Raw genomic sequence first — 13014 nt, 5'->3', positions numbered from 1 at the left:
TTCATCAATAAATATTGCTATCTTATGAGATAGCCGGTAAATTCGCCACCGGTAAACCTGCCAGCTATGATGACCGTCTTTCTCCGCTATAAATTATATCATGTACTATTTTGGGTTATATACCTGGCCTTCTGGACCAGCTATACCATGTATAGTTATGGTACGCCGCCGGGGTGGGCATTGCTTGGCGCGCTGATCTGGTTTGTGAGCCAGGGAGGCACCTCTTACGCGGCTGCCTACTGGCTGGTGCCAAAATATTTTAGCGCCAGGCGGTATGGGGTATTTACCTTGCTGTTGCTGGCCGTATACCTGGCGGGGGTATGCCTGCTGATGGCCCTTTTCTTACCGCTGGTGCATTATCTTGGCGGCGAGGAAGCGTTAAGGCCCGCCAGTTTCTTTGGTTACGCCCTGCTGGCCAATTTTTACACGCTGTTCTTATTTGCCGGCGTTAAAGCTATCAAAGAAAAGGTGCAAACGGACCGCAGGGCCCAGCTGCTGGAAAAGGAGCGCACAGAGAATGAGCTGCGTTTCCTGAAATCGCAGATCAACCCGCATTTCCTGTTCAACGCCATTAACAGCATCTATATCCTTATCCGCAAGGATCCGGAATTTGCCGCGGGCACACTAGCCCGTTTTGCGGATATGCTGCGTTACCAGCTGTACGAGTGCAATGCGGAAGAGATACCGGTAGAAAAGGAGATTGCCTACCTGCATAATTATGTGGCGATGGAAAAGCTGCGCAAAGGTAACAGTGTTAACACCCGTTACCAGGTGGAGGAGCAGGTGCAGGGCTTTTCTATAGCGCCGCTGTTGATCATCCCCTTTGTGGAGAACGCATTTAAATATGTATCAGCTTTCAGTCACCGGGATAACAACGTGGAGATCCTGTTACGCTACCGCCAACGGCTGTTTGAACTGGAGGTAGCCAATACGGTGGATGAGCACCTTGTTCCGCCGGAAGATAACCTGTACGGCGGCATAGGGCTGGAAAATGTGAAACGGCGGCTGGCGCTCATTTACAATGGCCGTCATCAGCTGCAGATAGATAACAGCGCCGGACAGTACCGGGTTTTATTAAGCATACAAACATCATGAGCATACGTTGTATCATAGTAGATGATGAGCCGCTGGCCCGGGAGGGCATTGCCCTGCTGGTAAAGGACACAGGTTTCCTGGAACTGGCGGCGGAGTGCAGCAGCGCCATGGAAGCCAATACCATACTGGCACAGCAGCATATAGACCTGCTGTTCCTGGATATAGAGATGCCCCGGGTAAGGGGCATTGATTTCCTCAAAAGCCTGCCGGTGAAGCCAATGGTGATCATTACCACGGCTTATCCCAATTTTGCGCTGGAGGGTTTTGAGCTCAATGTGCTGGATTACCTGGTAAAGCCCATTACGCCGGACCGTTTCCTAAAAGCGGTGAACCGCGCCAAAGAGCTGATGGCCTACAAACAGCCCGCTGCGCCGGAGGGCGATGGGGACTATTTCTTTATCCGTGCTGGTAATGGTTATGAAAAGATCGCTTACCATGAGATCTTGTATATAGAAGCCACGCAGAACTACAGCACCCTGTATACTACCCGCGCCAAATATATGACGCTGACGACCATGCGCTCCCTGGAAGCGCAATTGCCTGCAGGGCGGTTCCTGCGTATACAAAAGTCCTACATTGTAGCGGTAGATAAGATCCAGTCGTTCAGCGGCACAGAGATCGTTATAGGCAACGATAAGCTGCCGGTGAGCAAGAACTATAAGGATGAGCTGATGAAGCTGATTGACCGGAAACTGATCCGGAAATAAGGACAAGCTTTTACGCAGGTATACTGCGTAGCAAGGGCTTATCTTTGAGGTGCGTTTTTGCAAGCACCTCAATTGATGATGGAAATGGCCCTTAATACAATAGTACATGACCTGGGTAGCTATAGCCCCTCCCTGCCGGACGAGCTGGTGCAGGTATTAGGATATCATGAACCGGGAGACGGCGGAGGCGGGGCCTTTTATTGGGATAGCACAGCTGCGGAGCTCACAGATGGCGGTACGGTGTTTGCCGCGCCGGCCGGCCGCTGGAAACGGCTGTTTGACGGGCCTGTACAGGTGCAGTGGTTTGGGGCCAGGGGCGATGGCATTACCGATGATACCGCCGCCATACAGGCCGCCCACCGTTACTATACCGCCGGCAAAGGCTCTGTGCTGTATGCGCCGGGCACATACCTCATCAGCGATACCATCAACATACAGGCCGGCCCCGGTACGCGTATTGAAGGCAATGGCGCCGTAATAAAACCCAACGCTTCCTTTCCTGCCATTAATATACAGGGCGCCGCTTTCCGCTATGAGGGGCTGAACATTGATTTCTCCAATGTAGCATCAGCGGACTGCGATGAAAATACCATCGGCATGATCATCACGGCAGAAGGGCTTACCAATGCCTCCCAGGTGAATAATGCGTATATAGGTAATTTCCGTATGCGCTTTGTGCATACCGGTATCAAAAAAGATGCGGGAGAGGGCGCTATGTGGCAGGTGGTGGTATCCAATGTATTTATAGAGGTGAACGCCGGCGCAGCCATGGAAAAAGCCGCAGGTATAGAACTGCTGGAGCCGGTGGTAATGGCTAACAATACTACCCTGCACCTGAATAAGGTATCGATTATAGACTCCGGCGCAAGGCCGCTGGGCGTTGGCTACCGGGGCATACATGTAAGCGGTTTTACAGATGTATATATTGATGGCTGCAGCGTGGATTATATTTCCGCGGCTGCCAACGGTGACCTGATAGATGTTTATACCCGCCAGCTGACCATCCGCAACTGTTATTTTGAGCGTTGCGAAAACACCTGCGATCTGAATGAAGCCAATGAAGCGCCTATTTGCTGTACCATCAACAGCGGTACTGTTGATATTGATAATGTGATCTTCCTGAAATGTAAGACCAATTGCGGCGGCGGACAGGGCGCGTACTTCACCTTTAACGGCAATCCCGTGGTAAAGATGGGAAACGTAGTGAATGTACTGCCTTCTTCTGATGATGACAGCACGGGTTATATAGCAGATATGTCCGTATACCGCGGCGATCTTATTTCCATAGGCAATGTAAAAGCCACTGACCTTGCCTTTTTTACCCGCAATGCCAACCGCTGTTTTATACTGAGTGCCCGCAGTGTATCAGAAGGGCTTTCTACCGCGCCAGGCATCAGGGAACAGATCTGGACCAACCCCACCGGCCGTGGCTCCTATTTGCTGCTGGTAAGGGGAGAGGCAGCCTATTCATCTACCATCTCATTTACGGATATCATCTCTATTAACTCCACACAATTAGGCGCGGCGCAGACATTGGCCGTGATCAGCACTAACCAGATAGGGATAACGGGCACGAATGTATATACAGTAAGTAATGATGGGAATCTGTTGTTTGAAAGGAACTGGGGCGCGTTAGGCGCGGTGAATTTTTGGGTGAAGGTGGTGGAGCAGGTGTATGGGTAGTGCGCCCGCAAACCATTTCTTTACAATTTCATAACATACCCCTCCCTGCATTTTTTATAGTTTCACCCCTTCATCCTATCCCTACTGTCTGCAGCATAAGTAACCGTCAAATCTGACTAATTATATATGAAGAGGAAACTATTGCTCGCATCCGCATGCCTGTTGGTATTAGCTACCGGCATACAGGCACAGGACCTTTCCACACTGGAAAGTAAAAGGGTACACCTGCCAAATGGCTGGTCGCTTACGCCCGCAGGAACAAGTCTGCCGCTGGGAGACCTGCCGCTGAACATTGCAGTAAGCAGCACCCGCCGCTATGCCGCCGTTACAAATAACGGACAAAGCACCCAAACCATTCAACTGATAGATGCCCGCAATGACCAGGCGCTGGACCAGGTAGTGATCCATCGCTCCTGGGGCGGTATTGCCTTTAGCGCGGATGAGAAATACCTGTATGCCTCCGGTGGCAATGATAACTGGATATTACAGTATGCCATCGAAAATAATAAGCTGATAACAAAAGATACTTTTAAGCTGGGCGAAGCCTGGCCTAAAGCATTTGTATCACCCACAGGTATTGTGCTGGATGATAAGCGGGGCCTTATGTATGTGGTGACGAAAGAGAACAACAGCCTGTATGTGATAGACCTGGCCACGCACCAGGTGCAGCAACAGCTGCCGCTGAGCGCAGAGGGTTATACCTGCCTGCTGTCGCCGGATAAAAAAGAGCTGTACATCAGCTTATGGGGCGGTGACAAGGTAATGGTATATAATACCGGCAGCCGGGCATTTACGGATAGTATTGCCGTGGGAGACAATCCTAATGACCTCTGCATATCTAAGAACGGGCGCTATCTGTATGTGGCCAATGCCAATGACAACAGCGTATCCATGATTGATGTAAAGGCCAGGAAGGTGCTGGAAACACTGAATGCCGCGTTGTATCCCACCCAGTTAAGCGGTTCTACCAGTAACGGACTGGCGCTGAGCGATGACGGCCGTACCCTGTATATTGCCAATGCAGATAATAACTGCCTGGCGGTATTTGATGTAAGCAAGGCGGGCGCCAGCGTATCAAAAGGGTTTATTCCTACCGGCTGGTATCCTACCACGGTAAAGGTATTGGGTAAGAAACTGTATGTTGCCAATGGCAAGGGTTTCTCATCTTTCCCCAACCCCCAGGGCCCTAACCCTTATAGCAAAAAAGAACATGTAGGCATCCATACCGGAGACGCCACCCAGCCCAAGCGGGTGCAGTATATAGGCGGCGGTTTGATCGTGGGTACCATGAGCATTATACCCGTGCCTGACGAACAGCAGCTCTCTGTATATTCACAGGCAGTGTATCATAATACGCCCTACAATAAAGAGCAGGAGCAGATGGCCAGCAGCGGTATGGCGGGCAATCCCGTACCTACCAAAGTAGGCGACGCTTCACCCATTAAACATGTTTTCTACATCATTAAGGAAAACCGTACCTATGACCAGGTGCTGAGCGATATGCCGGAAGGTAATGGTGATACCAGCCTGTTGCTGTTTGGCGAAAAGATCACGCCTAACCAGCATGCTATTGCCCGGCAGTTTGTATTGCTGGATAATTTTTATGTAGATGGGGAAGTGAGCGCAGACGGGCATAACTGGAGCATGGGCGCCTATGCAACAGATTATATGGAAAAGAACTGGCCCACCAGCTATGGTAGCCGTGGCGCGGGCGCTAAGAACCGTACGTTGCTCAATAAACAATACATCTGGGACCGGGCCAGCAAATCTAACGTTAGTTATCGTACCTATGGAGAGTTTGCTACCCGTAAGGAAGCTAATATCCCGGTACTGAAAGACCATTTTGCAAAAACTTTCGACGGGTTTAACCTGCATATTAAAGATACCCTGCGTTACCGCGCCTGGGAGGCGGATTTTGACTCCCTGGTGGCTGCTAATGCGCTGCCCCAGCTGATGACCGTGCGTTTTGGCAATGACCATACAGAAGGGTTATCTGCCGGCCGCCCTACGCCTTTTGCGCATGTGGCGGACAACGACCTGGCCGTAGGCATGTTCCTGGAGCACCTGAGCCAAAGCCCGGTATGGAAAGAGTCTGTAGTATTCATACTGGAAGATGACGCCCAGAACGGACCGGACCATGTGGATGCGCACCGTTCCCCGGCCTATATAGCCGGCGGTTATGTAAAAAGGCATTTTGTGGATCACACCATGTATACCACCTCTTCTATTATCCACACCATAGAGCTGATACTGGGTATGCCGCCTATGACGCAGTACGATGCGGCTGCCATGCCTATGTGGCGAAGCTTTAGCGAGCAGCCGGATGCAGCGCGCTTTAAGAGCCTGCCGGCCAATGTGAACCTGGATGATGTGAACCCCTCCGGCACCCGCCTGGCGGCCATCTCCAAAGGGCTTGATTTCTCTAAGGAGGATGTAGTACCGGATCAGCTGATGAACATGATCACCTGGAAAGCAGTGAAAGGGGAAAATGCAGAAGTGCCTGTTATTGTACGGGCAGCATTTGTGAAGCCCATGAAGGCAGCAGACGATGACGATGATGATGATGACAAATAAACCAATTAAGAGTAGATAAAAGATCAAGATGAAAAAAAGATTAGTCCCCGTTTGTTGCCTGGCAGCCATGCTGATGGCCGCCTGCAGTAAATCCGATACCGATGTGAACATTCAACCCAATGATCCGGCCGAGGGCAGCTATATTGCCGATGGCGATACGCTGAATACCAAGGGCGGTTCCAATGGGAGGAACATTAAAGGTATCCTGAAAGCGGGCAGCACCTATTACCTGTACAGCGATTATGCAGATGCAGTAGTGAATACCGGCGATACGCTGATCATACAAAGCGGCGTGAAGGTATTATTTGCCGGCCCATCTACCGGCCCTAAGGCTATTGGCACACAAGGCCATGCGCCTGGTCTGATAGTGAATGGTACCTTACTGGTGCTGGGCGCCAAAGCCAGCCCGGTGTTGTTTACGGTACAGGACCCGGCCCTGCGCTCTGATCCGGCCAAAGATCCGCAGAGCCCTAATACAGACCCAGCCTTCAAAGGTTACTGGGGTGGTATACAGGGTGGTGTTACCTCCGGTGATATCATCATTAAGTGGGCGCACCTGGAATACCTGGGCGGCCTGGCGCCGGCAACGGACCCTGCAAGGCCTAACAAGGCGCGCTACGGCATCTTTACCCAGAATCCTAAAGCCAATTTTGTGCTGGAAGATTGCTGGCTGTATGGCTCTTTTGATGATATGGTGCGCGTAGCCGGCGGTAAGTTTGAGATCCTGCGCAACACTTTTGAGAAAGTAGGTTTCCAGGCCGGGGAATGCGTGAACGTAAAAAGCGGCAGCGTAGGCGACATCGCTTATAACCTGGTGCTGGGCGGTACGGGCAATGCCTTTAAATCTGCCAACGCAGGCGGATTGTCTCCCCAGGCTAATGCCAATATTTATAACAATACCATTGTGAATACCGGTTACCGCCAGGCGAAAGTGGGAGAGGGCGGATCGCTGGATTTTGAGAATGGCGGCAGTGGCCTTTGCTACAACAACCTGCTGGTGAACTGCGCTTTTGGCCTGGCCATTATGGGTGGTGGCAGCAGCGTGCCGATTGCAGATACGGCTAATATCGACTACGGCAATACGTATAACTATGGGGATAAGACATCGATCACTTCGCAGTTCCTGCCCTCCGGTTATATCACAGCACAGCAGCCTACGGATATTAATGGCGGTAATGCCACTACGCCAGGCGCCAATAACCCGCTGTTTGTGAACTATCCTTTACCGGTACCTGCTGGTTTTGATTTTATCAATAATGATTTTGTAGGCAACTACAATTTCCGCCTGCAAGCCAACTCACCTGCGGTAGGTAAGGGCTACACTGGTTTTGCCGCCTATGGGTCTGTAAAGAAAGACGCCACTTATGGCGCTACGGAGATCACGCCGCCGGGTAAAGACATCGGCGCATTTCAGCAGGATAATACAGGCAACCAGCATTAATGAAGCAACGATATTTATTGTATACATCCTTTTTGACATTGGCAGTATGGGGGACACCTCATGCTGCCTTTGCGCAAAAAGTGGTACTGGATACGGTGAACGTAAGCGGCCGTATAGACCCTGTTTCCGAAGTGCATGGGCGTATGCTGGAGAAGATCTCTGTACAGCTGATGCATGTGATCTCCCGCCAGTCCATTGAACGGAATTCCGATATTACCGTAGCAGATATGATGCAGCGGGTAAGCGGGGTATCCGTATTACGTAATGAAACGGGCATACCCGGGCGGGTGGTTATCCGCGGTATGGACCCCAAGTACAGCTATACCGCCGTGAATGGAATGGTGATCCCCAGTCCGGACGAGCGCAACCGCTATTTATCCCTGGACCTGTTCCCCGCCGGCATTATAGACCACCTGGAGGTATTTAAGACCCTCAGGCCCTCGATGGCGGGTGATGCTATTGGCGGCCGTATCAATATTGTAACCCGGCAGGCCCCGGAGCACCAGGAGCTCTCCATACAAACGGCCAGCGGTTATAGTCAATTTTACCTGGATAACCGCTACCTGGCCTTTGATAACGGGGCGGTGCAAACAAAATCGCCTTACGAGCGGTACGGGCCTGATTACAACGCCACGGGCAACGATTTTACGAAGAATAACCTGCGCTTTGCCACGCAACATGTAGACCCGGACATACAGGGTAATGTAAGCTGGGGCCGGCGCTTGTTTTCCCGGAAGCTGGGCGTGTTGGTAGCAGCTGGTTTACAGGCCCTGCACACCGGCTCCAGCGGTTTCCTTATCCTGCAGAACAATGAGCCGCAATTGGGTAATGCGCCTGGAATAACGGACTTCATTAAACGTAATTACTATGCCACCAGTAACCGCAAACATGTGTATGCCACGCTGGACTACAAGTTCAACGACAAACACCGCCTGCGGTTTTACCAATTATACATCAACAAACAGGATATTGAGACCCGCGATGCGGTGGATACCAGCCTGGCAGAAGGGCGTAGTGGTCCCGGCACCGGCAGGATTGCCATTATGCAGCGGGCGCGGATAGCCCGCCAGTCAATGGAGCACCTGCACCTGGAGGGCGATCATCAGCTGGGCAGCCAGCTATCGCTGGACTGGTCTGGCGTATACTCCGTGGCACAGGGCAACTACCCTGACCGGGCAGAGCTCACCGCCAATACCGGCCGCATACTGGGCGCTGATGGGGTTATACAGCAAACGCCGGTACTGCTGGCGCCATTGGAACGCCTCTGGATGCATAACACAGAAAAGGAAGGCGATATATATGCCAACCTGCATTATAAACCCAGCATACTGCCACTACTGGAAATAACGGCCGGTACCTTGTTACAGTACCGCCGCCGGGATAATTTCTATAATAATTATGTATTTAACCCCGCCATTACCAGTGGTAACGGACAGCCTTTTACAGGCATCCGCAATGCGGTATGGCTTAATAACAACGGTCCGCAGAATCCGCAGGGCACGGTAAACACAGCCGGCACTTATAGCGCAAAGGAAGATATTACCGCCTTTTATATTCAGGCAGGCTATCAAACCGGGCGGGTATATATGATGGCAGGCCTGCGGGAGGAGCAAACGGAACAACGCGTACATTCCGCCGTAGATCCGGGTATTGCGCTGGGTAAGGAAATAGGCATCCATTACCGCGACTGGCTGCCATCCTTTAACCTGCGTTATACGCTGGATAGCAAACAGGATGTGAAGCTCTCCTGGTACCGGGCGCTTAGCCGCCCCGCGTTGTATGATATCACGTTCTTCAATATGAACTATGATGATTACAATATTGCGGGCAACCCGTTCCTGCAACGCAGTACGGCAGATAATTTTGACCTTCGTTATGAAGTATATAACCCCGGCGTGCTGGATGCCCTGCAACTAACGGCCTTCTATAAACGTATCGAGGACCCCTACGAGAAAACGCTGTTGGGCGCTGCAGATACACTGTATCCCATACCGGCCAATGGTCTGTCCTATATCCCTGCCGCCACGCTTACGGAACAGCTGCGCAACTATGGAACGGCTACCAATTACGGGTTTGAGTTTTCGCTGGTGAAACAGTTCGGCAACATTGGCATTAATGCCAACTATACCTTTACCTCATCGCATATTGATCAAAACAAAAAGTACAAACAGCGTGCGGACCCGCAAGACCCTACCTCCGGCATCATTACGGTAACGCGTATGCAGCAACGGCCCTTACAGGGGCAGTCCAAACACCTGGGCAGCCTGGGGCTCAGCTATCATATGCCCCGTTATGGATGGACGGGGCAGCTGCAGGGCGTGTATACCGGCGGGCGTATAGATGAGGTGTCCGGCTGGTATGACCTGGATAACTGGCAGAAAGCCTATACCGCGCTGGACCTTTCTATCGAAAAAACCTTTGGCAAACACTGGCGCTTATTTGGCAAAGCCAGTAACCTGCTGAATGCCGGCACACAGATCTATTTAAAGGGCGCCGTTACCGGCGTACCGGAACAAACAGATCCGGGCCGTTTGCTGATAGAAAAAGAAGTGCATGGGCGGGGCTACCTGCTGGGGGTACAATACCGGGTCCTATAGTTTGATCTTGAGGCCGTATTCCCTTTTAAGGGTGATCAGCGCTTCCGCATTGCCTTTAGCATCGTCTACCGGGTGATGGGTATGTTTGGTGCGCCGCAGGTGCTTGAAATTCTTGAAGGTATCCTTTGCAAGGCCCTTATACAAGCTGCCCAGGTTCTGGGAGCTGAACCCAAAGGGATTGGCGCCGGTAAAGCGGTGAAAATACCAGCAGATAAACATCCAGTCAAAGCCATTATTATCGCTGATAAAAATGGGCCGGTCATCACAAACTTCCTTTATCCAGGCGGCAAAATTTTTCATTACCTGTTTAGGATCATCAAATTGCAGGGTTTCTTCACGGGTAAGGTTAGATACTGCTAATGCTTCGGGGTTGTATTGGGTAGAGATGGGTTTAAGCCTGCCATAGAAGGTCTTGTCCAATGGTTCGTTCACCAACACAGCGCCAAAAGAGATCATAGAATAGTCGCCCGGTATAGGACCGTCGCTTTCTACATCGACCATAATGTAAGCCATGTTTTTTTATTTTTAAATATCAGATTGAGTATCAGGCTTTGCCTGTTACTGCCGGCGCAAAGTTATGATTTCCGGGAGTGAATAATTGGTATAAAATTATAACTTGCGACACATTAAAAATAAAACCTACCTATGAAGCAACTCGTCGTTCGGACATTTGTAACCTGTATTCTGTTGGCAGTCACCAAATTTTCATATGGCTTTAATAGTGCGGACACCGCTTTTAAGCGATTGATTACGAAGGAGTGGAAACTGTCCTCTTATGAAGAGAAGGGGAAAAAGTTCCCGCCTGCACCGCAGCACAAGGAAGACAAAATGATCTTTTATCAGAACAACGAGGTAAAGTCAACAGACGGTGGAAAAGTGGAATATGGCATATGGAAATATGATGCGGATAAGAAAACATTGACAGTCATTGATAATGATAGCCTGGAAGAGACGGTGTTGAAAGTGGTGAAGCTGGATGAAGCAGGTTGTATACTGGAATACCAGGACCCCCAGGGCGGGATCTTAAAAATGTATATGCTGCCGGGTAAAGTAAGTAGCTTGGAGAATAAATGAAACGTAGTATTACGATAAAAACCAATGATTTACAAACTATCAGTTGGATAGGGGATAAGATAGTTGATTGGGCATCTGCCGGAACCATCTATTCCCAGGATGGGACCGTGGGACGCCTGGCCCACGGTCATGTTGGCTATCGGTTTGATGGCGCTATAACGTCCCCGGATGGGCAGTATGCACTTGTATACACAAGGTTGGAAACCAAAGCGCTATTGTTGAAGCATGGGGAACTATTGCGGGAGATAGACCGTAGTTATTATTGTGCAGAAGTCCATGAATACCCTGCAGCATTTATAACAGGCGATAATGGCAGGACTTACTTGATCCACTGTCCAAAGAAATATTGCCGGCTCGATTTTGAAGATGTTGAAACAGGTGAAATTATCACTGACCATGCTGACAGAGCTCCGGGAGATTTTTTCATACCCGGTTGGAGGTAAGTCCTGACGGTAGACATTTTATTAGTAAAGGTTGGGTCTGGCATCCGATGGATCGTGTAGAGCTGTTTGATATAGCGGCATGTATAGCTAACCCGTTGTTACTGGACGATGGGGAAGGTGTTCCCGGGTCCACTGGCGAGATCTGTACGGCCAGTTTCCTGGATAATGAGCGCATATTAGTAGGGGCATCCAACGAGGAGCCGATGGATGATGAGAATATTGACACTGTGCCACAGGAGCACATTGCCGTATGGCATTTTAAACAGGGCAGGGTGTCAAACGCTGTGAAAGTGCAGGGTGCGTTTGGCAACCTGATTGCCATTGATGATGACTATTGCCTGGATCTTTTCCGCTATCCCAAGATCATCAACCTGCAAACAGGCGCGATAGAGGAAAAAATGGAAGAGTTTGATACCGGTTTACAAGCGTCGGCAATGGTTCACTATCTTAAAAAAGAAGAGTGGCCAATTATGGCCTATAACCGTGCGCTGAAGATACTTGCGGTGAAAAGGGGATATGATCTCGAACTATTATCTATTTGACTGTTTTTACTTCTTTGCCTTTGCCACATTTTCCTGCATGCGCGCTTTGACGATCTTTTTTATCAGCGCCGTTGGCAAGGCCTGATCTGGCAGGAAATGAAGGGTGGCGCCGGATACTTGCACTTTTTCCAGCTCACCCTTCATGGCCTTTACCAGTGATGGGCTCATCACATATAAACTACAATACTTTTTATTAACGCCTATGCCTACCAGCATATAATGATGCCGGAAGCAGGGTACCTGGTAGCTAATGCCTTCTTCCGCATCCGGCGCTACGGAGCGGATAATGGCACGCAGTTTTTCCAGTTGCGGTTGGAAGGCTGGCGGCTGCTGCGCAATATATTCATCTACGCTACGAGGTGCTACTGCTTTCATGGGTAATTAATTAGATTGTTCAGCTAATTCTTTCAATTTCTGTAGAGCGATGGGCCAGGTTTTGATGAAATACTCCTTGTGCTCTTCCGGAATGCCGTTTTTTGTGCTCAGTTCTACCGTTAGCTCGGTTTGCCCGTTTACAGCCTTAAGCGTATAATTTTCCAGGGCGCCGCTCCAGCCATCGTTTTCATCAAAACTTTCCACCCCTTTATTGACCATGCCCAGGTGTTTGATGGACATGTACTCATTAGGAATGTTATCTTCTATCCTGGATACCATGCCCTCTTCGTCCTGGTTGAGGAAAAGCACCTTGCTGCCTTTTTTCCAGTCTGTTTTAGCCCAGGAGCCTGCTGCAAAGGCGGCAGTCCAGGCGCGGTAGGTAGCGTCATCCCAAAGTGTTTGCCATACTTTTTCGCGAGGGGCGTTAATGGTGGCCTTAAATGTTTCTGTTTGCATGATACAGTATTTACGGGGTGATGAAAA

12 protein-coding genes are annotated in these 13014 nt (G+C 50.3%); 9 read left to right on the top strand and 3 right to left on the bottom strand.

Annotated elements, in window-relative coordinates:
- Positions 1–66: 66 nt before the first annotated feature.
- The 6 genes from F0L74_RS24945 to F0L74_RS24920 all read left to right on the top strand — a co-directional run bounded on the left by F0L74_RS24945 (position 67) and on the right by F0L74_RS24920 (position 10097).
- A complete protein-coding gene (locus tag F0L74_RS24945; protein WP_149840630.1) occupies positions 67–1095 on the top strand; it encodes a sensor histidine kinase in 1029 nt (342 codons plus the stop codon).
- A complete protein-coding gene (locus F0L74_RS24940) occupies positions 1092–1802 on the top strand; it encodes a LytR/AlgR family response regulator transcription factor (RefSeq protein ID WP_246197809.1) in 711 nt (236 codons plus the stop codon). Before F0L74_RS24945 ends, F0L74_RS24940 begins: the two co-directional genes overlap by 4 nt.
- Positions 1803–1886: 84 nt before the next feature.
- Positions 1887–3485 carry a putative phage tail protein gene (locus tag F0L74_RS24935; protein WP_213087074.1) on the top strand — a complete coding sequence of 533 codons (1599 nt, stop codon included), beginning with the start codon at positions 1887–1889 and terminating at the stop codon, positions 3483–3485.
- A gap of 126 nt (positions 3486–3611) precedes the next feature.
- Positions 3612–6059 (top strand): bifunctional YncE family protein/alkaline phosphatase family protein, encoded by a 2448-nt coding sequence (locus tag F0L74_RS24930; protein WP_149840628.1) that lies wholly within the window; start codon positions 3612–3614, stop codon positions 6057–6059.
- Between the two features lie 28 nt (positions 6060–6087).
- Positions 6088–7500, top strand: coding sequence for a hypothetical protein (locus tag F0L74_RS24925; protein ID WP_149840627.1), 1413 nt, complete (start codon positions 6088–6090; stop codon positions 7498–7500).
- A complete protein-coding gene (locus F0L74_RS24920) occupies positions 7500–10097 on the top strand; it encodes a TonB-dependent receptor domain-containing protein (RefSeq protein ID WP_149840626.1) in 2598 nt (865 codons plus the stop codon). The genes F0L74_RS24925 and F0L74_RS24920 overlap by 1 nt, the downstream gene beginning before the upstream one ends.
- Here the strand turns inward: F0L74_RS24920 and F0L74_RS24915 are convergent.
- Positions 10092–10610 carry a 3'-5' exoribonuclease domain-containing protein gene (locus F0L74_RS24915; protein ID WP_149840625.1) on the bottom strand — a complete coding sequence of 173 codons (519 nt, stop codon included), beginning with the start codon at positions 10608–10610 and terminating at the stop codon, positions 10092–10094. The genes F0L74_RS24920 and F0L74_RS24915 overlap by 6 nt on opposite strands.
- Positions 10611–10742: 132 nt before the next feature.
- On the opposite strand from F0L74_RS24915, the gene F0L74_RS24910 reads away from it, so the two are divergent.
- Genes F0L74_RS24910 through F0L74_RS24900 form a run of 3 tightly spaced genes read left to right on the top strand, consistent with a single transcriptional unit; the run spans position 10743 to position 12156 of the window.
- A complete protein-coding gene (locus F0L74_RS24910; protein ID WP_149840624.1) occupies positions 10743–11171 on the top strand; it encodes a lipocalin-like domain-containing protein in 429 nt (142 codons plus the stop codon).
- Positions 11168–11614: a hypothetical protein gene (locus F0L74_RS24905; protein ID WP_149840623.1), complete on the top strand. Its 447-nt coding sequence runs from the start codon at positions 11168–11170 to the stop codon at positions 11612–11614. Before F0L74_RS24910 ends, F0L74_RS24905 begins: the two co-directional genes overlap by 4 nt.
- A 47-nt stretch (positions 11615–11661) precedes the next feature.
- Positions 11662–12156, top strand: coding sequence for a hypothetical protein (locus F0L74_RS24900; protein WP_149840622.1), 495 nt, complete (start codon positions 11662–11664; stop codon positions 12154–12156).
- 6 nt (positions 12157–12162) lie between these two features.
- Here the strand turns inward: F0L74_RS24900 and F0L74_RS24895 are convergent, their stop codons facing one another.
- Together F0L74_RS24895 and F0L74_RS24890 are read right to left on the bottom strand one after the other, a co-directional pair.
- Positions 12163–12531 (bottom strand): iron chaperone, encoded by a 369-nt coding sequence (locus F0L74_RS24895; RefSeq protein ID WP_149840621.1) that lies wholly within the window; start codon positions 12529–12531, stop codon positions 12163–12165.
- 6 nt (positions 12532–12537) lie between these two features.
- Entirely contained in the window at positions 12538–12987 is a 450-nt protein-coding gene (locus F0L74_RS24890) for an SRPBCC family protein (protein WP_149840620.1), read from the bottom strand.
- Positions 12988–13014 lie beyond the last annotated feature (27 nt).

The organism is Chitinophaga agrisoli, from assembly GCF_008386695.1.
GTDB lineage: Bacteria > Bacteroidota > Bacteroidia > Chitinophagales > Chitinophagaceae > Chitinophaga > Chitinophaga agrisoli.
Note: the sequence above shows the minus strand (reverse complement) of the source record. Positions and strands in the feature narration are given on the sequence as shown.